Origin of the sequence: Serratia sp. NPDC087055, assembly GCF_044900985.1 — a bacterium.
Classification (GTDB): domain Bacteria; phylum Pseudomonadota; class Gammaproteobacteria; order Enterobacterales; family Enterobacteriaceae; genus Serratia.
Map to the genome: position 1 here is coordinate 386708 of NZ_JBJDOG010000003.1, position 21592 is coordinate 408299.

Annotated in this window: 16 protein-coding genes and 1 riboswitch; of the genes, 10 read left to right on the forward strand and 6 right to left on the reverse strand. The window is 55.2% G+C overall.

Going from position 1 to position 21592, the window contains the following annotated elements; translation table 11 throughout:
* Nucleotides 1-350 precede the first annotated feature (350 nt).
* From ACI2J2_RS18020 to ACI2J2_RS18030, 3 genes are read left to right on the forward strand one after another with little or no spacing between them, the layout of a single operon-like run.
* Nucleotides 351-1733, forward strand: coding sequence for an MFS transporter (locus ACI2J2_RS18020; RefSeq protein WP_404760549.1), 1383 nt, complete (start codon nucleotides 351-353; stop codon nucleotides 1731-1733).
* A 22-nt stretch (nucleotides 1734-1755) separates the two neighbouring features.
* Nucleotides 1756-2757, forward strand: a complete 1002-nt coding sequence (locus ACI2J2_RS18025; protein WP_404760550.1) for a LacI family DNA-binding transcriptional regulator — start codon at nucleotides 1756-1758, stop codon at nucleotides 2755-2757.
* Between the two features lie 22 nt (nucleotides 2758-2779).
* A complete protein-coding gene (locus tag ACI2J2_RS18030) occupies nucleotides 2780-3763 on the forward strand; it encodes a nucleoside hydrolase (RefSeq protein WP_404760551.1) in 984 nt (327 codons plus the stop codon).
* A 55-nt stretch (nucleotides 3764-3818) separates the two neighbouring features.
* On the opposite strand, the gene malM is transcribed toward ACI2J2_RS18030, so the two are convergent.
* The 4 genes from malM to ACI2J2_RS18050 all read right to left on the reverse strand — a co-directional run bounded on the left by malM (nucleotide 3819) and on the right by ACI2J2_RS18050 (nucleotide 8218).
* Complete coding sequence (gene malM / locus ACI2J2_RS18035) at nucleotides 3819-4721, reverse strand: maltose operon protein MalM (protein ID WP_209636991.1); 903 nt, start codon at nucleotides 4719-4721, stop codon at nucleotides 3819-3821.
* Nucleotides 4722-4816: 95 nt separating this feature from the next.
* The gene (locus ACI2J2_RS18040; RefSeq protein WP_209636989.1) at nucleotides 4817-6112 is read right to left on the reverse strand and encodes a maltoporin; all 1296 of its coding nucleotides are present in this window, start codon (nucleotides 6110-6112) and stop codon (nucleotides 4817-4819) included.
* A gap of 29 nt (nucleotides 6113-6141) precedes the next feature.
* Complete coding sequence (gene malK, locus ACI2J2_RS18045) at nucleotides 6142-7251, reverse strand: maltose/maltodextrin ABC transporter ATP-binding protein MalK (protein ID WP_209636987.1); 1110 nt, start codon at nucleotides 7249-7251, stop codon at nucleotides 6142-6144.
* Entirely contained in the window at nucleotides 7244-8218 is a 975-nt protein-coding gene (locus ACI2J2_RS18050; protein WP_245209954.1) for an alpha-amylase family glycosyl hydrolase, read from the reverse strand. The genes malK and ACI2J2_RS18050 overlap by 8 nt, the downstream gene beginning before the upstream one ends.
* A 359-nt stretch (nucleotides 8219-8577) precedes the next feature.
* Between ACI2J2_RS18050 and malE the strand changes: the two genes are divergently transcribed.
* The 3 genes from malE (at nucleotide 8578) to malG (ending at nucleotide 12435) form a co-directional block, all read left to right on the forward strand.
* Complete coding sequence (malE, locus tag ACI2J2_RS18055) at nucleotides 8578-9771, forward strand: maltose/maltodextrin ABC transporter substrate-binding protein MalE (protein WP_404760552.1); 1194 nt, start codon at nucleotides 8578-8580, stop codon at nucleotides 9769-9771.
* 184 nt (nucleotides 9772-9955) lie between these two features.
* Entirely contained in the window at nucleotides 9956-11533 is a 1578-nt protein-coding gene (gene malF / locus ACI2J2_RS18060) for a maltose ABC transporter permease MalF (RefSeq protein WP_209636985.1), read from the forward strand.
* A gap of 11 nt (nucleotides 11534-11544) precedes the next feature.
* Nucleotides 11545-12435, forward strand: a complete 891-nt coding sequence (malG, locus tag ACI2J2_RS18065) for a maltose ABC transporter permease MalG (RefSeq protein WP_004948829.1) — start codon at nucleotides 11545-11547, stop codon at nucleotides 12433-12435.
* Between the two features lie 215 nt (nucleotides 12436-12650).
* Here malG and psiE read toward each other — a convergent pair whose 3' ends face one another.
* Complete coding sequence (psiE, locus tag ACI2J2_RS18070; protein WP_020837183.1) at nucleotides 12651-13058, reverse strand: phosphate-starvation-inducible protein PsiE; 408 nt, start codon at nucleotides 13056-13058, stop codon at nucleotides 12651-12653.
* 221 nt (nucleotides 13059-13279) lie between these two features.
* Between psiE and ACI2J2_RS18075 the strand changes: the two genes are divergently transcribed.
* Nucleotides 13280-14716, forward strand: coding sequence for a capsule assembly Wzi family protein (locus tag ACI2J2_RS18075; RefSeq protein ID WP_404760553.1), 1437 nt, complete (start codon nucleotides 13280-13282; stop codon nucleotides 14714-14716).
* 63 nt (nucleotides 14717-14779) lie between these two features.
* Here ACI2J2_RS18075 and pgi read toward each other — a convergent pair whose 3' ends face one another.
* The gene (gene pgi / locus ACI2J2_RS18080) at nucleotides 14780-16426 is read right to left on the reverse strand and encodes a glucose-6-phosphate isomerase (RefSeq protein ID WP_404760554.1); all 1647 of its coding nucleotides are present in this window, start codon (nucleotides 16424-16426) and stop codon (nucleotides 14780-14782) included.
* 273 nt (nucleotides 16427-16699) lie between these two features.
* Here pgi and ACI2J2_RS18085 point away from each other — a divergent pair, with 273 nt between their 5' ends.
* From ACI2J2_RS18085 to panS, 3 genes are all read left to right on the forward strand, one after another.
* Nucleotides 16700-18508: a sodium:proton antiporter gene (locus tag ACI2J2_RS18085; protein WP_209636978.1), complete on the forward strand. Its 1809-nt coding sequence runs from the start codon at nucleotides 16700-16702 to the stop codon at nucleotides 18506-18508.
* Between the two features lie 52 nt (nucleotides 18509-18560).
* Nucleotides 18561-18754: riboswitch (Lysine riboswitch) on the forward strand.
* Between the two features lie 109 nt (nucleotides 18755-18863).
* Entirely contained in the window at nucleotides 18864-20231 is a 1368-nt protein-coding gene (lysC, locus tag ACI2J2_RS18090; RefSeq protein WP_265556933.1) for a lysine-sensitive aspartokinase 3, read from the forward strand.
* 159 nt (nucleotides 20232-20390) lie between these two features.
* A complete protein-coding gene (gene panS / locus ACI2J2_RS18095) occupies nucleotides 20391-21308 on the forward strand; it encodes a ketopantoate/pantoate/pantothenate transporter PanS (RefSeq protein WP_037416073.1) in 918 nt (305 codons plus the stop codon).
* Nucleotides 21309-21592 lie beyond the last annotated feature (284 nt).

Here is a 21592-nt window from a genome sequence, read left to right on the forward strand (position 1 = left end):
CAAACTGTTAACAGATGCCCATTGTAACGCAGAAATCCAAAAGCGGCAGGCTGATTCGTGATGTAACACACCGCAAAATCACCACCGAAAAAGCACCGCAATGTCATCTTTCTGCCATCTGTTTTCTTTACCTTCGTTCACCGGAGCGATGGGTATTCTGTGATCGTCAGCAAACTTTCACCTCTGCAGCATTGTTTTATCTACGCGCGTAGATACCCTTGCATCGCAGCGTTGAATCGCCATCAGTCCAACACTTTGTCAGCAAACCTTCTTGCCGACACCAGGGAAACCATCTTTACCGCGATCACGCGATCAAGGCGTGGCGCAGACTAAAAGAGGATATCAATGCCATGAGCGAAACAACGCTTGCAACCCCACAGGCCGCCAGTGAGACGCTGGCGGCCGACGAACGTTTGGGTACCAAAGAGGGGCGCGGTCAATTCTGGCGCGCCACGTTCTCCTGTTGGCTCGGCACCGCCATGGAGTATGTCGATTTTGCCCTGTATGGTCTGGCGGCCGGCATGGTGTTCGGCGACGTGTTCTTCCCCGAAGCCACCCCAATGGTCGCATTATTGGCAAGCTTCGCTACCTATTCCGTCGGGTTTATCGCCCGGCCTATCGGCGCGTTAGTGTTCGGCTGGATTGGCGATCGCAAAGGCCGTCGAGTGGTGTTGCTCACCACGGTCGCGCTGATGGGTGTTTCCACCACGCTGATCGGGCTGATCCCCTCCTACGCACAAATTGGCGTCTGGGCACCCACTTGTCTGGTGATCCTGCGTTTTGCTCAGGGCTTCGGTGCGGGGGCCGAGCTTTCCGGTGGCGCGGTGATGCTGGCAGAATACGCACCGGCCAAGCGCCGTGGTCTGGTCGCTTCAATCATTGCCGTCGGCTCCAATAGCGGCACGTTACTGGCCTCGCTGGTGTGGCTGTTGGTGTTGCAACTGGACAAAGCGGATTTGATCGCCTGGGGCTGGCGCATTCCGTTCCTCGCCAGCATCTTGATTGCCGGGGGAGCGTTGTACCTGCGCCGTCACGTGCGTGAAACCCCCGTATTTGAACGCGAGTTGCAGCAAAATCGTCAGCGGATGCTGGATAACACCCCTGTCGCACCGGATAACCGCAGCTACCTGCAACGCACCAAAGCCTTCTGGATCATGCTCGGCCTGCGCATTGGCGAAAACGGCCCGTCCTATATGTGCCAGGGGTTTATCGTGGGTTACGTCGCCAAGGTGCTGATGGTGGATAAGTCAGTGCCGGCACTGGCGGTAATGATTGCTTCACTGTGCGGTTTCCTAGTTATCCCGCTTGCCGGTTGGCTGTCTGACCGTTTCGGTCGCCGCGTCACCTACCGTTGGTTCTGCCTGTTGCTGGTGCTCTATGCTTTCCCGGCATTTTGGTTGCTCGACAGCCGCGAACCGGCGATAGTGATTTCAGTGATTGTGGTCGGTATGTGTATTGCGTCACTCGGTATTTTTGGCGTGCAGGCCGCCTACGGCGTGGAACTGTTCGGTGTCAAAAACCGCTATTCAAAAATGGCGTTCGCCAAGGAACTGGGTTCGATCCTGTCCGGCGGCACCGCACCGCTGATTGCTACCGCGCTGCTGGCGGGTTTCGGTCACTGGTGGCCTGTTGCCTGCTATTTTGTTGTAATGGCGGGCATTGGCTTAATCACCACCTTCTTTGCACCGGAAACCCGCGGCCGCGATCTTAACCTGCCGCAGGACGCAGTGTAATCAGGGCGCACAGGAACCCAACTTGGATAATCAATCCGCGCGGCGTATCACCCGCGCCGACGTCGCCCGCGTTGCGGGCACCTCGGTCGCGGTCGTCAGTTACGTGATCAACAACGGTCCGCGTCCGGTAGCGGAAGCCACCCGTTTGCGGGTACTGGCGGCCATCGAACAAACCGGTTACCGGCCGAACGACATTGCCCGCGCGCTGGCTTCCGGTAATACCCTGACCTACGGTTTAGTGGTGCCTGACATCTCCAACCCGTTTTTCGCCACGCTGGCACGGGCGCTGCAACGCGAGGCATTCAGCCACGGACGCGTGCTGCTGTTGGGTGACGCAGGCGACGACCGGCAGCGCGAACAGGATCTGATTAATCATCTGCTGCGCCGTCAGGTTGATGGGTTGCTCTACACCAGTGTCGATCGCCACCCATGGTTTGATCTGATCCGTGCCTCCGGCACGCCTTGTGTGATGATTGACACTATCGACAGCCATGCAGGCATTTGCGCCATACGCGTCGATGAGCGCGATGCCGCCTGCCAGGCGACACGACATCTGTTACAACACGGCTACCGGGAAATTGGCATTTTCATTGGCCCATTGAGCATGCTTAACGCCCAGGATCGCCTAAACGGCTGGCGTGATGCCTTGGCCGAGGCGGGCATTACCCCGTGTGAGGAATGGATTTTTGAAACCCCCTACACGCGTCAGGGCGGCTATCAGGCCTGCCAGAAAATGCTGCAAGCCCCCCGACCACGGGCCATCTTCACCTCCAACGAACAGCAAGCGCTCGGCTGCCTGTCGGCGTTGGCGGAACATCAGCTGCGCGTGCCGGACGATCTGGCTATCATCTGCTTTAACGGCACCCAGCAATCCGAATTCAGCATTCCGCCCCTCAGCGCGGTCGAACAGCCAATCGATGCCATGGCGAAACGGGCAATCGCCATGCTGGCTGCCGGGGCCGCACAACCGGAGCTGCATGAATTCGCCTTCCAGCTGCATATCCGCCGATCGTGCGGCTGCTAGTTTATTGATTTAGGTAACTGCTATGCGTTTGATTATTGATTGCGATCCCGGCAACGGCATCCCCGGTGCCAACGTGGATGACGGACTGGCTCTGGCATTGGCACTGGCAGCCACGCCGCGACTCTCGCTGGAGTTGATCAGCATTGTGGCGGGCAACACGCCACGCGACGTCGGCTTCGCGGTGGCACACCATCTGTTGCAACAAACCGGCTATCAGGTCCCCGTCGTAGCTGGCGCCGCCTGTGCCTTGAATGAGCCGCCAGAACCCTGGCGTGCTCATCTGGATCGTGCGATTACCGATCCAGATTTAGCCCATCTGTGGCGAGAAACGCCTTATCCGCGCGCCACAACGACAACCACACCGAATGCCGCCGTCGCCATCGGCGAGCTTATCTGCAATAACCCCGGTGAAATCACCCTGGCAGCGATCGGCCCGCTCACCAATGTCGCGCATGCTTTGCAGCTGTATCCTCAAATGGCCCAGGCCGTGAAGGAAATCGTGATTATGGGCGGGGTTTTCAATGTGGAAGGCTATATCAAGGACACCAATTTTGGATTGGATCCTGAAGCCGCGCGACAGGTACTGACGAGCGGTGCCAACATCACACTGGCCCCCTTAGACGTCACGACACAGACGATGTTGACTCAGGCAGATCTGGCGCGCATGACTCAACCAGATACACCACTGTGTCGCTATCTGCGGACGACGACCCAGCCCTGGATCGACTATTCCCGCCATACGCGCCATCTACCGGGCTGCTGGATTCATGATGCGCTGGTGATTGCCTGGCTGTTGGAGCCGGCACTGGTGACGACGGAAGAATATTTTGTGGATGTCGCGCTGGAAGGCGCCATGACACGTGGCAGTTCGCGACGTTGGCGGCCAGACAGTTTGCGCCTGACCGTCGGCATGCCGCAGCCCACGGGCAAACCCGTACGGGTGATGCAACAGGTCGATAATTCCCGTCTGCTGGCGCTGATCGACCAAACGCTGGCCCGCGAATGAAAAAAGGTGCGCCGAGGCGCACCAATCATTGAGCCAGCATCGGCAGCGTCGGGTACTACCCCTTGCCTTTCACGCTGCTAATAAACGTTTTACGTGCTGTGGTGGAACCCAGTTTTTCCGCCTCATTCATCAGCTTCAGCGCTTTATCAATGTCTCCCGCCTTCACGGCCTGTTTGATGCCATTGTTAAAGTAGGTTTCTGTGTCATTCAACATCGGTTCCGCCGGCTTGGTTGGCGCCGGAGCCGGTGCTGCGGCAACTGCAGCAGTAGATCCCACCACCACTGGCGTCGCCGTCGGTGCCGGTTGCAGCATGCCGATCATAATATTGCCGCTGCCCTGTTCTGCGGTGACCTTCAGTTTGATGGTGCCGCCGGTGCTGTGGCTGGCAATAGGATCGGGAATATCCGGCACTGCATTACCCACACCTTGCGCATAGGCTTTCGCCGGGTTGGTCAGTTGCGTGGTTTTTGCCAGATCCTGACGGGTGGTGTACACCAGCAGGTAGATTTGTTTCTGCCCCAGCGCCGGGGTCAGTTTCAGCGTGCCTTCGAGGCGATCCGACGACATCGCGCCGGGCGGCTGATAAGGGAAGTAGCTGCTCGGGTAATACGCCGCCGGGCGCAGGTGCTCATCGAGTACCAGTACGCTTGGTGCATAAATTGCGTTGTTCTTGCTGATGCTGCTCAGCGTAACTTCCAGCGAGCCACGATCGGCTGGCAGCGTATAGGCGGCGATGGCGCCCTGAATATCGCCCTGATTGATTTGCGGGCTGACATTATCCAGTTTCACATCCTGGCTAACCGGTGGTACCAGCGGTTGCCAAGGCAGGCTTTGCAACGTACTGGTGCTAATGGCTGGTGCGACGGAGACATTGGCCGGCGTATCGGCATTGGCCGCCAATGGCGCACCAAGGGTAAGCGCCAGTGACAAGCAGAGTGACAGCAGATTCTTTTTCATTGTTATACCCCATTGTATCCGACGTGCCTCAGGCAAGAGAGTCAGTGTCGGCGAATACAGGTTGGGGAGAGCACGTGGCTCTCCCCGTTATCACATTACCACCAGATTTCCATCTGAGCGCCGAAGGTGACTTCATCGTCATTACCACGGCTGAAAGTGTGCATGCTGGTGTCGTTATAAGCGGTGCCTGAGGTGTAACCGGCGCCGGAGTCGCTGTTAGCGTAGCCCCATTTCTCATCCCACTTGGCGTAGGTAGCAAATACGCGGATAGCCGGACGTGACCAGATGCTGTTGCCTGCCTGCCACTGTTGCGCCAGGGTGACTTTGTATTGGCCGTTGCGATCGCCGGTACGCTGGGATTTGACGTTGTCGTAACCCGCTTCCAACAAGGTGCTCATGATAGGCGTCCACTTGTACATTGGACGCACGCCCACGGTGTACCACGTGGTGCCGTTGTTATTGTCGCGATCGATATCCTGGAACATAGCGACATACATCATTGCCCATTTATCGTTGAAGTCGATAGCACCGTGATCCAGCACGCGGATCATCTTGCCATTGTTGTCGATAGTGGCGCCTTGGCTACGGCCATTGTTCTGTGAGGTCATTGAATCGGTGGCATATTGCAGCACAAACTTGTTATAGCCACTCAGAATGCTTTGGGTATGTTCAGCGGTGAACATCCAACCGTCTTTGCTGGCGCCGTCCGCCAGACGGAAGTTGTCCTGCGCGTTGGCGCGGCCATAATCCACACCCAACTCCAGGGTGCCGCCTGGGTTCAGCTCCAGGCCAGCCAAACGCACGTCAAAGGTGTCGTTGACCGTTGGGCGCTGCTTCCATTCATTATCCAGATAGCCGTAAGAACCACCGGATTCAGAGTTACGGGTAACGGCCGCAGACAGCTTACCGAAGCCCAGATCGATATTTTCCAGACCGGCACCCGGGCCAGAGATATCCCAGTAGTAGAAGTCAATCATGTGAACATCATGACGCTGATAGAAGCGCTTACCGGCCCACATGGTGGAGCCCGGCAGCCAGTCAATCAGGTTTTTACCCTGCACATTCACTTCACGGAAGCCGGGTGTAACGTCTTCCCAGTCAGACCGTTGTGAAACGGAATAGGCCAGATTAGTATCGAAATAGAAGCTTTTATCGCCTTCTTTCCACACTTCCTGACCCAGCTTCAATTCGGCGTAGGTTTCACATTCGTTACCGAGACGGTATTTACTGTCGGCACCGGTGGCTTTGAAGCATTGCTGCTCACCACCGCTACCGGTCCAGCCGATACCAGAACGAGCGTAACCTTTAAAATCGACGGCCATCGCCTGGGTTGTGAGAACACCAGCGGCGATTGCCAGTGCCAGAGGAAGCTTGCGCAAGGTAGTCATCATTATTCTCCTGTTATACAGACTGTGATGCTTTAAACGCCCGGCTCCTGGTGCAGCCGTTTACATGCCGTACCGTCTTCACGGAACAGATGGCAGCGGTGAGGCGGCAGGCCTATAGCGAATGTTGCACCTTCTTCTACCAGCACCACGTCGTTCTGGCGGTAAACCAGGTTTTGACGAATTGCCGGGATTTGGATGTGGATTTGCGTCTCGTTACCGAGTTGCTCCACCACCTGTACGTCGCCCGTCAGGCGAACTTCAGAGGCATCGCCAGGCAACAGATGCTCTGGACGAATACCTAATGACATGTTCGAACCGGCCTGAACCTCTGTACCTTCTACGGGTAACCACACCAGTTGGCGGTTAGGCAGTTCGACCTGGACTTGTTGCGGTTCCACAGCGGTCACTTTGACCGGCAGGAAATTCATTTTCGGCGATCCAATGAAGCCGGCGACAAAGCGGTTTGCCGGGTAGTGATACAGCTCCAGCGGCTTGCCGACCTGGGCGACACGCCCGGCGTCCAGTACCACGATTTTGTCGGCCAGCGTCATCGCTTCGACCTGATCGTGCGTGACGTAAATCATGGTGCGCTGCAGACGCTTGTGGAGACGGGAAATCTCAATGCGCATTTGCACTCGCAGTGCGGCGTCGAGGTTCGACAGCGGTTCGTCGAGCAGGAACACATCCGGTTCCGCCACTAACGTACGGCCAATCGCCACCCGCTGACGTTGCCCACCGGACAACGCTTTAGGCCGTCGATCGAGCAAATGGGCCAATTGCAGCACTTCTGAAACCTGATTAACCCGCTGGTTGATTTCCGCTTTCTTGGCACCCGCCAGTTTTAGACCAAACGACATGTTGTCGGCCACGGACAGGTGTGGATACAGCGCGTAGGACTGGAAGACCATACCGATACCGCGCTCAGACGGCGGCACCTCATTCATGCGTTTATCGCCGATCATCAGGTCACCGGAGGTGATGTCCTCCAGCCCCGCGATCATGCGCAGCAGCGTCGATTTGCCGCAGCCCGATGGCCCGACAAACACCACAAATTCGCCGTCATTGATGGTCAGATTGACGTCTTTGGAAATCACGGCCTCGCCGAAGGCCTTATAAACGCTGCGCAATGTGACACTAGCCATGCGTTACTCCCCTGCTTTCGCAGCTAACATTTCGTGTGAAAATGGCGGACGCAAAACCCGCCAAAACCCATTGATGACCCTCTTGCTGCGCACCGTGCTGCCATGCCAGTGGCAAGGTCGCCTCAGACGGTGCGGCCGCCTGAGTATAAGGCTGCAGGTTAATCAGCGCTTCAAGGCATTGATCCTGATGGGTAATAAGTAAACGCACTACGCCATTACGTTGGCTTACGATGCTCAGTTCACCCTGTTGGATAACCGGCAACCGGCGCAATGCCAGCAGGGACTGGCAGTAACGTAAGGTGGATTGGTTGTCATACTGTTGGCGGCTGATGGCCAGCGCGCGGTGTTCGATCGCCACCTGTTGGTACCAGTGGATTTCGCCAGAGGTCACCTGTTCGGGCGCTTCATGCCATGGCATCGGCGTTTGCGCACCCAGAGGATCCTGCAGCCCGGCCGCGTGCGGCAGTCCCAACTCTTCGCCTTGATACAGGCAAATAGGCGCGGGCAACATCGCCAGCAGCGTCAAAAAAGCATCGGCGGAGCGCAAGTTGCCCTGCCCCCAGTGACTGACCACGCGAGGTTGGTCAGCGTCACCGGTACTCCACAGGCTATCTGCCAAGGTGACGCGGCGAGCATTCAATACCTCAACCAGCTTTTCCACGCTGAAAGGCACGACCTCTAACGCCAATGGGCTAAGGAGATACTGCTGATGCGCAGCAGCGGCACGACGAATATGGTTTGGCCCGTCGCAATACCACAGCGTCAGCCCTTGGGTTGCGACAGCGGCTGCATCTTGTGTCGCCAACGCTTGCGGCAGTACCAAACCGTCAATTGACAACGTGCTCAAGTACGGCAACGCCGCAATCATGCCGTGAGCGTCGCCCACACCGTCCCCGTTTCCATCACGGAAACTGACCGGATGGATCCGGTACAGGGTTGGCTGAGTGGCGGTAGGCATTGGCGACATAAATCCGGTTCCCTGCTTCACGTGGCGATAAAAATCAATGTGGCCGATAGTGCGGTAAACCCCACAAAGGGTAATCATCCGTAACAGAATTTTTCATGGGGGAGGAGATGGGAGGATGAGAGAACGACCGCAACGATGAGAAGTTCAACGCTTGAGACAAATCTGTGATCTACCTGGCAAAAATCGTCCCCCTATTTTGTGTCTGACACCACAGAATAAGGAGCAACGTTAACTGGATCACACTATGCAAGCGTGGGGCGTAGAGGGGGGGAGGATGAGAATGTGCCGCTTTGTGACCCACTATTACCGCGAAACCTCTCTCCTTGATTTACGTGCCCACAAAAAAGAAGGATTGGATTATGACTCGCAGCTTTACCACCGCCCGTACGCTGGTACTTTCGGCTCTGACCACGTTGGTGCTCTCTTCTTCCGCCTTCGCTAAGATCGAGGAAGGGAAACTGGTTATCTGGATCAACGGCGATAAAGGCTATAACGGCCTGGCCGAAGTCGGCAAAAAGTTTGAGAAAGACACCGGTATCAAAGTCACCATCGAACATCCGGACAAGCTGGAAGAGAAATACCCGCAGGTTGCGGCGACCGGCGACGGCCCGGACATCATCTTCTGGGCTCATGACCGTTTTGGTGGTTACGCGCAGTCTGGCCTGCTGGCCGAGATCCACCCGTCCAAAGCTTTCCAGGACAAATTGTTCCCGTTCACCTGGGATGCCGTGCGTTATGACGGCAAGCTGATCGGTTACCCGATCGCCGTTGAAGCCTTGTCACTGATTTACAACAAAGACCTGATCAAGCAAGCCCCTAAAACCTGGGAAGAAATTCCGGCACTGGACAAAGAACTCCGTGCCAAAGGTAAAAGCGCCATCATGTGGAACCTGCAAGAACCCTACTTCACCTGGCCAATTATTGCCGCCGACGGCGGTTACGCCTTCAAATATGAGAATGGCAAGTACAACATCAAGGACGTAGGCGTCGCCAATGCCGGTTCTCAGGCTGGCCTGCAGTTCATCGTCGATTTGGTGAAAAACAAACACATCAACGCCGATACCGATTACTCGATTGCTGAAGCCGCATTCAATAAAGGCCAGACAGCCATGACCATCAATGGCCCTTGGGCATGGTCAAACATCGAGCAAAGCAAAATCAACTACGGCGTAACCTTGCTGCCGACCTTTAAAGGCAAACCATCCAAACCTTTCGTCGGCGTACTGACCGCCGGGATTAACGCCGCTAGCCCGAACAAAGAGCTGGCCACCGAATTCCTGGAGAACTACCTGCTGACCAACGAAGGCCTGGCTGACGTCAACAAGGACAAGCCGTTGGGCGCAGTGGCGCTGAAGTCTTACCAGGAACAACTGGCGAAAGATCCTAAGATTGCCGCCACCATGGAGAACTCCCAAAACGGCGAGATCATGCCTAACATCCCGCAGATGAGCGCCTTCTGGTATACCGAACGCAGTGCGGTGATCAACGCCGTCAGCGGTCGCCAGACGGTGAAAGCCGCGTTGGATGACGTACAGACCCGTATCACCAAGTAACACACAACGTTGTGCGGGATTAACATCCCCGAAGTAATTGGAGTGACACCGCGACGGCAAGTACGCACATCCCGGCAGCACAGAGAGTTATCTGACCGGGGTGAGCGGACGCCGCCAACACAGGTGCCGCTTCAAGTATGAGGGGTGTAGTGTCCCGCTGTTGCTTCACAGAAAGGAACACCCTATGCAATTAGCTCACGCCGGGTCGCCTGCGCGCAAAAAGTCGAAGTGGTGGCAGAGTGACATCCTGAAATGGCTGGTCATCGGCCTGTTCAGTCTGGTGACCTGCTATCTGATTGTGTTGATGTATGCACAGGGTGAATACCTGTTTGCCATTCTGACGCTCATATTAGTCAGCGCCGGGCTGTATGTTTTTGCCAATCGCCGCGCTTACGCCTGGCGCTATGTCTATCCTGGTATCGCCGGAATGGGGCTGTTTGTCCTGTTTCCGCTAATTTGTACCATCGCCATCGCCTTCACCAACTACAGCAGTACCAACCAGCTCACCTTTGAACGAGCTCAGTCGGTACTGATGCAGCGCCAGTTCCAAACCGGCAAAACCTTTACCTTCGGGCTTTATCCGGTGGAAAATCAACGTTGGCGCCTGCAGTTAACCCACCCGGACAGCGACCAACGGCTTATTTCCGATCCCTTCAGCTTTGATACCAATGCACCGCAAACGCTGAAACTGACGGAGGAAAGTGCAGAACCGGCGGGCGAACGCGCCACGCTGCGGGTGATCACGCAAAACCGCCAAGCGTTAAGCCAACTGGTCGCGTTACTGCCGGACGGCGGCGAATTGCGCATGAGTTCCCTGCGCCAATTTTCCGGCACCTCCCCGCTTTATGCGCTGGATAAGGGCAGCAATACGCTGACCGACCAACAAACCCATATTCAATACCGACCGAACCCGGACATTGGCTTCTATCAAGCCATAAATGCTGACGGAAACTGGGCCAAGGAGACGCTCAGCCCAGGGTACACCGTCACCATCGGCTGGAAAAACTTCCTGCGCGTCCTACAGGACGAAGGCATCAAGAAACCCTTCGTGTCGATCTTTATCTGGACCATCGTGTTCTCGGTGATGACCGTAATCCTCACTGTTGCTGTAGGCATGGTTTTGGCCTGTGTGGTGCAGTGGGAGGCGCTGAAAGGCAAAGCGGTGTATCGCGTGATGCTGATACTGCCCTACGCGGTGCCGTCGTTTATTTCGATACTGATTTTCAAGGGGTTGTTTAACCAAAGCTTTGGTGAGATCAACATGATGCTCAGCCATCTGTTTGGTATTAAACCGGCCTGGTTCAGTGACCCCATCACGGCCAAAAGCATGATTTTGATCGTCAATACCTGGTTGGGCTATCCCTACATGATGATCCTGTGTATGGGGCTGCTGAAGGCGATTCCAGACGATTTGTACGAGGCTTCGGCAATGGACGGCGCGACCCCGATGCAGAACTTTTTCCGTATCACGTTGCCTCTGCTGATCAAACCGCTGACCCCACTGATGATCGCCAGCTTTGCCTTCAACTTTAATAACTTTGTCTTGATTCAACTGTTGACCAACGGCGGGCCTGACATGATTGGTACCACCACACCGGCCGGCTATACCGACCTGTTGGTCAGCTATACCTACCGTATCGCCTTCGAAGGCGGCGGCGGGCAGGACTTCGGGCTGGCAGCCGCCATTGCCACACTGATCTTCCTGCTGGTGGGCGCCCTGGCGATCCTGAATCTTAAAGCCAGCAAGATGAACTTCGACTAGGGAGAAAAATAATGGCCATGGTCCAACCCAAATCCCAGCGCTTGCGCCTGTGGATGACCCATACTCTGATGCTGTGTTTTATCGCCCTGATCATGTTCCCGCTACTGATGGTGGTCACTATCTCGCTGCGCTCCGGCAACTTCGCCACCGGCAGCCTGATACCGGAACAGATTTCATGGGACCACTGGCGGTTGGCGCTCGGCATGAGCGTGACCCACGCCGACGGCAGCGTCACCCCGCCACCGTTCCCGGTCCTGCTGTGGTTGTGGAATTCGATCAAGATCGCAGTGATCACCGCCATCGGCATCGTCACGCTGTCCACTACCTGCGCCTACGCGTTTGCCCGCATGCGTTTTCGCGGCAAGAGTACACTGCTGAAAAGCATGCTGATTTTCCAGATGTTCCCGGCGGTACTGTCATTGGTGGCGTTGTATGCCCTGTTCGATCGTCTGGGCCAATACATCCCGTTTATCGGTCTGAACACCCACGGTGGGGTGATCTTCGCCTATATGGGCGGCATTGCGCTGCACGTCTGGACCATCAAGGGCTATTTCGAAACTATCGACAACTCGCTGGAAGAAGCGGCGGCACTGGACGGTGCCAGTCCGTGGCAGGCCTTCCGCCTGGTGCTGTTACCGCTGTCGGTACCGATTCTGGCGGTGGTGTTTATTCTGTCGTTTATCGCTGCGATCACCGAAGTACCGGTCGCCTCGCTGCTGCTGCGTGACGTCAACAGCTACACGCTGGCGGTGGGCATGCAGCAATATCTCAACCCGCAAAACTATTTGTGGGGCGACTTTGCCGCTGCGGCGGTACTGTCGGCCATCCCGATTACCGCCGTATTCCTGCTGGCACAGCGCTGGTTGGTGGGAGGCCTGACGGCCGGTGGGGTGAAAGGTTAAGTTTGTGCCGCTGCAATACGTTTGATGTACTTCAGTTTTTTCCGATCAATACCTGTGTCTTCGGCGGCCCCAACGGGCCGCCATTTTTATGGAACCGCCAAAATAATGGGCGTTGCAACAAGGCAGCAAGCGGATAAATCCCCAGGAGATTACTCTGATAGGTGACGGGGGTACACACCGGTAGCTAACGCTGCTGCTTCAAGTATGAAGAATATTTATTCGCGCTTTAAGCGGTCGGTATTGGCCAGATACAGCGTCACCACCAGCAACAATATCGCGGCGGAATAAATTAACGTATCTATTGGGTTTTCATGATCCACAATGATCAGCCGGATGATGGCAGTGATGCCGATATAAATAAAGTAGCGTAACGGGAAGTGATAGCCCGACTCAAAATACTTCACAATCAAGGCGATAAATTCAAAGTAAAGGAAGTAAATCACAATCCCTTCAATCAGCAGATAGGACGTCGATTCCTCGTTGTTTACAAACAAAACCTTCGCCAAATGAATGGTTTCTTTCACCAGAAAGACGATCAGGATCGCCGCCAGCAGCAGCAGCCCAACGTTCAGCACCCGTTGCAGCCCTTTGGCCACCATTACGGAGCGGGAGGTTTTTGCCATAATTGTTCCCCATAAATACCATTAAAATTATCCGCGGATCCTAACATAGGCATTATCTTAAAAATTAATATCTCTTCAGAATCATAAAAAAATAAATACTATTCAATTAGTTAAAAGAAAATGTTTCATAGGGATATATTTGTAGCAAATTGAAATGTCCACTATCATGGGTCATAGAACTTTACATAAAACAAACAACTTGAATTAACAAGGGAATATTTATGCGCGCTAAACTTAATGGACTGGTCGCGGCGGGCCTGTTTACCTGTGCATTGACCGGTCACGCCGCCGGCTTGGTCACTCCTGATAACGATCTGCGTAACGACCTGGCCTGGTTGTCCGACCGTGGTGTCATTAACGTTAGCTTGTCCACTTGGCCGCTGAGCCAGGAAGAGATCAGCTCGGTTATCTCGCAAGCCAAACCGGTTACCAATACCGAGAAAAATGTCATCGACCGTGTTCAACGCCGGGTTGATGCCCTCAAGGCCAATATTCGTGTCAGTGGTTACGCCTCGACCGACAAACCCGGCACGCCACAGGGCTTTGGTCAAAACGAATATGCCGATGACCGCCTGACTATTGGCGCGGGTGCCAACGGTGAGTTCTGGGACGTACGCGTTCAAGGCTCTGTCGAAGGCGACCAACGCGTCAGTGACGGTTCCAAATTTAACCTGAACGGCTCCTACGGCGCAGTGAAAATCTGGAACCAGTGGTTGTCCTTCGGTGAAGTGTCCCAGTGGTGGGGCCCAGGTTATGACGGCAGCTTGATCCGTTCAGACGCAGCCCGTCCCGTCGCCGGTTTCATGCTGCAACGCGCCGACCAATCGCCGTTTGAAACCCCTTGGCTGTCCTGGATTGGCCGTTGGCAGTACCAGATTACCGCCGGCCAGCTGTCACAGTACTCTTCCGTACCCGATACCAAGTTGATTGGTGGTCGCTTTACCATGATGCCGACCAACTTCCTTGAGTTGGGCGCTTCGCGCATCATGCAATGGGGTGGCAGCGGTCGACCACAGTCCTTTAGCTCTTTCTGGGATGCTTTTACTGGCAAGGACAACGATGACTCAGGCCAAGGCAACGATCCCGGTAACCAGCTTGCGGGCTTTGACTTCAAGCTGAAAATGCAACCGCTGATTGGCCTGCCTGTCAGCCTGTACGGTCAGTTAGTCGGTGAAGATGAAGCAGGCTTCCTGCCTTCACAAAATACCTACCTGCTGGGCTTGGAAGGCCACCCGGAATGGGGCACGACCACCATCAACTGGTCCATCGAAGGGGCTGATACCCGCTCCGACATGAGCCGTAAAAACTATGTATACACCCACTACACCTATAAAGGCGGCTACTACCAGCAAGGTTACCCACTGGGCCATGCAATGGGCGGTGACGGCCAAATGCTGTCAGGCCGGGTAGAGCTGGTACTGGACGACAGCCAACGCTGGAGTACCCGTCTGGTGTACGCCAAGGTGAACCCGAACAGCCAGTCAATTAACCAGGCATTCCCGAAATCTGACACGCTGAAAGGCATTCAGCTCGGCTGGGGCTATACCTTGCCCTCCGAGGTCAAGTTTGATACCAGCCTGTGGTACACCAATAGCCATGCCAGCACCGCCGATGACGTAGGTGCAGGTATCAGTTTCGAAGTACCCATCAATCTGTAATCCTTCAGACGTAAAAAAAACCCGCCGCGGCGGGTTTTTTATTGGCATCAATTCAAATGGTGTTTAACGCCATGCTTTGAAGCGGTTGATCAGCGCATTGGTTGAGCTGTCATGGCTGCTTACCGCTTCGTCACCTGCCAGTTCTGGCAAAATGCGGTTTGCCAATTGTTTGCCCAGCTCAACACCCCACTGGTCGAAGGTGAAGATGTTCAGGATCGCGCCCTGGGTGAAGATCTTGTGCTCATACAGCGCAATCAGGCTCCCCAGGCTGAACGGCGTGATTTCACGCAGCAGGATGGAGTTGGTTGGGCGGTTGCCTTCAAACACCTTGAACGGTGCAACGTGTTTAACCTCTTCCGGCGTTTTGCCTTGGGCCGCGAACTCTTCTTCTACCACGTCCAGCGATTTACCAAACGCCAGGGCTTCGGTCTGTGCGAAGAAATTCGACAGCAGTTTGGCGTGGTGGTCGCTCAGCGGGTTGTGGCTGATGGCCGGCGCGATAAAGTCGCAAGGCACCAGTTTTGTCCCCTGATGAATCAGCTGATAAAACGCATGTTGGCCATTGGTGCCTGGCTCGCCCCAGATGATAGGACCGGTCTGGTAATCCACTGGGTTGCCATTACGATCGACATATTTACCGTTAGACTCCATATTGCCCTGCTGGAAATAAGCAGAAAAACGGTGCATGTACTGGTCATACGGCAGAATGGCTTCGGTTTCTGCACCGAAGAAATTGTTGTACCAGATACCAATCAGCGCCAGCAGCACCGGCAGGTTTTTCTCTGCCGGGGTTTGTGCAAAGTGTTTGTCCATCGCATGCGCGCCGCTCAGCAGCTGTTCGAAGTTCTCGTAACCCACTGACAGTGCAATCGACAGACCAATTGCCGACCACAGGGAATAACGGCCACCGACCCAGTCCCAGAATTCGAACATGTTGGCAGTATCGATACCGAACTCACCGACGGCCTTGCCGTTGGTGGACAGCGCCGCGAAATGCTTCGCCACGTGTTTTTGATCGCCCGCAGTGCTCAGGAACCAGTCGCGCGCGCTGTGGGCGTTGGTCATGGTTTCTTGCGTGGTGAAGGTTTTGGATGCCACCAGGAACAGCGTCGTTTCCGGATTCAGCGCCTTGAGCGTTTCGGCGATATGAGTCCCGTCAACGTTAGAAACAAAGTGCATATTCAGGTGGTTTTTGTACGGGCGCAGTGCCTCGGTCACCATATAAGGGCCGAGATCAGAACCACCGATACCGATGTTCACCACGTCGGTAATGGCTTTGCCGGTGTAACCTTTCCAGTCACCGCCAATCACGCGGTCGCAGAACTGTTTCATTTTAGCCAGCACCGCGTTCACTTCCGGCATCACATCTTTGCCGTCAACGATAATCGGGCTGTTGCTACGGTTGCGCAAGGCAACATGCAGCACCGCACGGTCTTCGGTGCGGTTAATTTTCTCACCGGCAAACATGGACGCGATCGCACTTTGCAGATCGGTCTCTTTCGCCAGTGCCTGCAGCTTCTCCAGGGTTTCCGCGGTCATGCGGTTTTTAGAGTAATCCACCAGCATCTGATCGTCGAAGGTAGCGGAAAACTTGGAGAAACGCTCACTGTCCTGAGCAAACAGATCGCCGATCTGTACGTCTTTCATCTGTTCAAAATGTTGCTGCAGGGCTTGCCAAGCAGCGGTTTGACTAGGATTGATATTTTTCATAGCAACACTCTTAGGCTTGAGAATAAATGTGACGTGGTTGTCCGATTGTAGCCTGTTCGACTGTGATTATGATCTCTTTTCTTGCGATAGGTGCTAACTGTTAAACCCAGCCGCATCGTTTCAGCTCTTCCCCTATACTTTTGGATAATAGCCTGTTATCAGGGTTACTTAACTGTCACTAAACTGTGGCAGATTATCACCACGTCATTGACGTAATTAGGCTAAGGATGCGCGGCCAACCAGGCTGTAGTTTGAAAGACGAAGGACATGATTATGGAATTATCTGCCCCATTGATGTTGGTGGTTATTGGATTGAGCTCGCTGCTGGCGCAGTGGGTCGCCTGGGTGTTGCGCCTGCCGGCTATTTTGCCACTGTTGGTATTTGGCATTGTGTTAGGCCCCGTGGTCCATCTGGTTCAACCGGATGCATTGTTCGGCGATCTTCTGTTCCCGCTGGTGTCGCTGTCGGTCGCCATTATTCTGTTTGAAGGCGCGCTGACGCTACGCGTCGAGGAGATACGCGGTCTCGGCGGCGTGGTGCGCAATTTGGTCACCATCGGTATGCTGATGACCTTCCTGGTGATCGGCGTAGCCTGCTGGTGGCTGCTCGACTTTCCGCCGGAGCTGGCGGCGCTGATCGGCGCAGTCACCGTCGTCACCGGTCCAACCGTCATTGCCCCGCTGATGCGCGTCGTGCGGCCAAATGCCAATATCAATCAGGTGCTGCGCTGGGAAGGCATCGTGATCGACCCGGTCGGCGCCATCTTTACGCTGCTGGTGTTTGAATTTATCGTGCTGAAGCAGCATTCGGAATCCTATACCCACCTGTTCTACACGCTGGGCATTACCGCCGCTGTCGGCATGGTCGCTGGCGCATTGTTCGGTTACCTGTTGGGCCTTGCACTCCGCCGTGTTTGGCTGCCACGCTACCTGCAAAACCTTGCAGTATTGGCCATTATGCTTACCGCTTTTGGCGTGTCTAACGCCATCGCTGACGAATCCGGTCTGCTGACCGTTACGGTGATGGGCATCTGGCTGGCCAATATGCGCGATGTGGATACCAGTGACATATTGGCCTTCAAAGAAGAACTGTCGGCAATCCTGATTTCGGCGCTGTTTATCATTTTGGCCGCGCGGCTTGATATCCAGGCACTGTGGAATATGGGCTGGCCGCTGCTGGGTCTGCTTCTGGTGGTGCAGTTTATCGCGCGCCCACTGTGTATTGCGGTATCAACCTGGCGCTCGTCCTTGCACTGGCGCGATCGTCTTCTGCTGTGCTGGATCGCCCCACGCGGCATCGTCGCCGCAGCGGTAAGTTCATTGTTCGCCCTGACATTGCAACGCAGCGGCTACCCCGGCGCCGATCGTCTGGTCACGGTGGTGTTCGCCGTTATCATTGGTACCGTGGTGTTGCAAAGCCTGACCAGCGGCATGATGGCGCGCTGGTTGCGGGTACAGCAACAAAAACCCCGTGGGGTGCTGATCGTCGGAGCCAATAGCGTGGCACGCATGCTGGCGCAGGCGCTGATGAAAATGAATATCCCGGTCATTGTCACCGACAGTAGCTGGGAATATTACCGCCAGGCACGAATGGACGGCATTCCCGCGTATTATGGACATGCTTACTCCGAACACGCCGAAAACTTCCTTGATCTCAGCGATACCGCGCAGGTGTTGGCACTGTCGCCCAACCGCCATCAGAATGCACTGGCGGTCTATCACTTCGGCCATATTTTTGGCGACGGGCAGGTGTTTGCTATCCGCTCCGGCGCCCCGCTGAAAGGCCGCGGCAACAGTGGCGAAAGCTCACGCTTCCGTCGGCATGAAGTTTTGTTTAACCAAGAGGCCACTTACGGCCGGTTAAGCAGTCTGATCGCCCAGGGTGCCACCATCAAGGCCACCAAGCTGAACGAGAACTTTGGCTGGTTGGAATATCTTGAAAAACATCAGGGTGTTATTCCGTTATTCAGTCAGCGGGAAGACGGCACGTTGCAGCCGATAGGCACCGGTTTCGTCCCGGCGATACCCTGTACGCTGATTGCGCTGGTACAAGATGAAAATCCCTCAACGTCTGGACGTTGACAGCAGCGCGATTACCGGCTATTCCTAACAGCCTACTTGCACATCCCGTGTGCAAGCCAGAAGAGGTGCGTCGCCCAGGTAGAGTGTCAGAGGAGCCGTTCTCCAATGACGACGCTTGAGGGGGAGCGACGCCGAGGTAAGGTGATGCGCGGCATTCATCATATCGGCTACAGGGGCTGAATCCCCTGAGTTGTCACCAGGGATTGTCCGTAAGGGCAGTCAGCAAGGTGGGGCGCTTCTGGGTGTATCGTAGCGTTAACCTCTACGCCTGCCCCCTGTTTATCGCTCCTCCCTTGTGCCAAGGCTACGAAAAAAGCGCTCTCTGAATAGAGCCACCCTGACACGAGGTTTTTACATGAACCAAGCAGCACCCCAGAATTCCACCGTTGTCGCCAAATTCGGCGGCACCAGCGTTGCTGATTATGAAGCCATGAATCGCAGCGCCGACGTCGTGCTATCCAATCCGGCCGTGCGTCTGGTGGTCTTGTCCGCGTCCGCGGGCGTCACCAATCTGTTGGTGGCTCTGGCCGAAGGCAGTGATGCCGACAAGCGCAACTATCAGCTCGATGAAATTCGCCGAATTCAATACGCCATTCTTGATCGCCTCGACAATCCGGACGTGATCCGCGATGAAATCGACCGCATGCTGGAGAACATCGCCATGCTGTCTGAGGCCGCGGCGCTGGCGACCTCAACGGCACTGACCGACGAACTGGTCAGCCACGGCGAATTAATGTCTACCCTGCTCTTCGTTGAGATCCTTCGCGCTCGCAACGTACAGGCGGAATGGTTTGACGTCCGTAAAGTCATGCACACCGATGACCATTTCGGGCGTGCCACACCGGATAGCGCAGCGCTGAGTCAATTAGCCCAAACGTTACTCAAGCCACGCCTGCAGGAAGCTTTAGTGGTTACTCAAGGCTTTATCGGCAGTGAGCCCAAAGGCCGCACAACGACGCTGGGCCGTGGCGGCAGCGATTACACTGCAGCACTGTTGGGTGAAGCGCTGAGCGTCAGTCGCGTGGATATCTGGACCGACGTACCGGGCATCTACACCACCGATCCACGCGTAGTACCCGCAGCGAAGCGTATTGATAAAATCGGTTTCGAAGAAGCGGCAGAAATGGCGACCTTTGGTGCAAAAGTTTTGCACCCAGCCACCCTATTGCCTGCGGTACGCAGCGATATCCCCGTGTTTGTCGGCTCGAGTAAAGACCCTTCCGCCGGGGGTACCCTGGTGTGCAACACCACCGAGAACCCACCGCTCTTTCGTGCATTGGCGCTGCGCCGTAAACAAACCCTGCTGACGCTGCACAGCCTTAACATGCTGCACGCACGCGGCTTTCTGGCCGAAGTGTTCAACATTCTGGCACGCCACAATATCTCGGTAGACTTGATTACCACTTCCGAAGTCAGCGTCGCGCTGACCATGGATACAACGGGTTCAACCTCCACGGGCGGCAGCCTGTTAACGACCTCACTGCTGACAGAGCTATCGTCGCTGTGCCGGGTGGAAGTGGAAGAGAATCTGGCTCTGGTGGCGTTGATCGGCAATAAGCTTTCCCAGGCTTGCGGCGTGGGTAAAGAGGTGTTCGGCGTGCTCGACCCGTTCAATATCCGCATGATTTGCTACGGTGCCAGCAGCTATAACCTGTGCTTCCTGGTGCCGGGTAACGACGCTGAGCAAGTCGTACGCACCCTGCATCACAATCTGTTCGAATAATTTTAATAATATCTGCGCCAATAGGCGTATATCGTCGTAGCCAGTTTGGGTTCGGCCAGCGCACGGGAACCGGAACGTACACAAAGTACGTAAGGATTCCGAGCACTGCCCGGACTCAAAATGGCAAGTAAGATAGCCTATTGAAGGAAAAGCGCATTCATGCTGGCAAAATTTACCCGATTATTCCCCCTGTGGGCGGTGCTGCTCGCCGTCGCGGCCTACTTCACACCCACCACCTTTACCGGGATCGGCCCCTACGTCAGCCCATTGCTGATGCTGATCATGTTCGCCATGGGCGTCACGCTGCGGCTGGATGACTTTAAGCGCGTATTATCTCGTCCTGGTCCCGTGGCGGCGGGGATCTTCCTGCATTACCTGATCATGCCGCTGGCGGCCTGGTTACTGGCAATGCTGTTTCATATGCCACCGGATCTTTCCGCCGGCATGGTGCTGGTCGGCAGCGTCGCCAGCGGGACCGCCTCCAACGTGATGATCTATCTTGCAAAAGGTGATGTGGCGCTGTCCGTGACCATCTCGGCGGTTTCCACGCTGGTAGGCGTATTCGCCACGCCACTGCTGACCCGTCTGTATGTCGATACCGAGATCAGCGTCGACGTCATGGGGATGCTGCTCAGTATTCTGCAGATCGTGGTGATCCCTATCGGTCTGGGGTTGATCGTCCATCACACCTTTACCAAAACAGTCAAACGCATTGAGCCGATCCTGCCTGCGCTTTCTATGATCTGCATTTTGGCCATCATCAGCGCTGTGGTGGCCGGTAGCCAGAGCCACATTGCTTCGGTTGGGCTGGTCGTGATCATCGCGGTGATCCTGCATAACGCGATCGGGTTACTGAGCGGTTATTGGGGCGGTAAGCTATTCGGCTTTGATGAGTCCACCTGCCGTACACTGGCGATTGAGGTGGGTATGCAAAACTCCGGGTTGGCTGCCACGCTGGGCAAAATCTACTTCTCACCGCTGGCTGCACTGCCGGGAGCTCTGTTCTCTGTGTGGCATAACCTGTCCGGTTCGCTGTTGGCAGGTTACTGGTCCGGTCGGCCGATCAACAAAAAATAACTTCACGTCGGGACGCAGTTCAATGACTGCGTCCATCTTCCTACGAAATTTCGTATTTCCACTGGTCGGATTGTCAGAATTATCCCCATCCTCTATTATCGCACCGATAAATAAAAATTCAGATTCTTCTTAATGCTGCCGATAACCGTTTATAACGACGGGAACGGTAAATAACGATTAATTTACTTTTTTAATTACCTCCTTATGAGTAATAAACACAGATTTATAAAAATAAAAAACAAGCAGACTAATTATTATTTAGAAATATAAAAACCCACATTCTT

What these genes read in the sequence shown, in the direction of transcription:
- ACI2J2_RS18020 (WP_404760549.1), top strand. Translation starts at nt 351, where the DNA reads ATGAGCGAAACAACGCTTGCAACCCCACAGGCCGCCAGTGAGACGCTG.
- ACI2J2_RS18030 (WP_404760551.1), top strand. Translation starts at nt 2,780, where the DNA reads ATGCGTTTGATTATTGATTGCGATCCCGGCAACGGCATCCCCGGTGCC.
- malM (WP_209636991.1), bottom strand. Translation starts at nt 4,721, where the DNA reads ATGAAAAAGAATCTGCTGTCACTCTGCTTGTCACTGGCGCTTACCCTT.
- ACI2J2_RS18040 (WP_209636989.1), bottom strand. Translation starts at nt 6,112, where the DNA reads ATGATGACTACCTTGCGCAAGCTTCCTCTGGCACTGGCAATCGCCGCT.
- malK (WP_209636987.1), bottom strand. Translation starts at nt 7,251, where the DNA reads ATGGCTAGTGTCACATTGCGCAGCGTTTATAAGGCCTTCGGCGAGGCC.
- ACI2J2_RS18050 (WP_245209954.1), bottom strand. Translation starts at nt 8,218, where the DNA reads ATGTCGCCAATGCCTACCGCCACTCAGCCAACCCTGTACCGGATCCAT.
- malE (WP_404760552.1), top strand. Translation starts at nt 8,578, where the DNA reads ATGACTCGCAGCTTTACCACCGCCCGTACGCTGGTACTTTCGGCTCTG.
- malF (WP_209636985.1), top strand. Translation starts at nt 9,956, where the DNA reads ATGCAATTAGCTCACGCCGGGTCGCCTGCGCGCAAAAAGTCGAAGTGG.
- malG (WP_004948829.1), top strand. Translation starts at nt 11,545, where the DNA reads ATGGCCATGGTCCAACCCAAATCCCAGCGCTTGCGCCTGTGGATGACC.
- psiE (WP_020837183.1), bottom strand. Translation starts at nt 13,058, where the DNA reads ATGGCAAAAACCTCCCGCTCCGTAATGGTGGCCAAAGGGCTGCAACGG.
- ACI2J2_RS18075 (WP_404760553.1), top strand. Translation starts at nt 13,280, where the DNA reads ATGCGCGCTAAACTTAATGGACTGGTCGCGGCGGGCCTGTTTACCTGT.
- pgi (WP_404760554.1), bottom strand. Translation starts at nt 16,426, where the DNA reads ATGAAAAATATCAATCCTAGTCAAACCGCTGCTTGGCAAGCCCTGCAG.
- ACI2J2_RS18085 (WP_209636978.1), top strand. Translation starts at nt 16,700, where the DNA reads ATGGAATTATCTGCCCCATTGATGTTGGTGGTTATTGGATTGAGCTCG.
- lysC (WP_265556933.1), top strand. Translation starts at nt 18,864, where the DNA reads ATGAACCAAGCAGCACCCCAGAATTCCACCGTTGTCGCCAAATTCGGC.
- panS (WP_037416073.1), top strand. Translation starts at nt 20,391, where the DNA reads ATGCTGGCAAAATTTACCCGATTATTCCCCCTGTGGGCGGTGCTGCTC.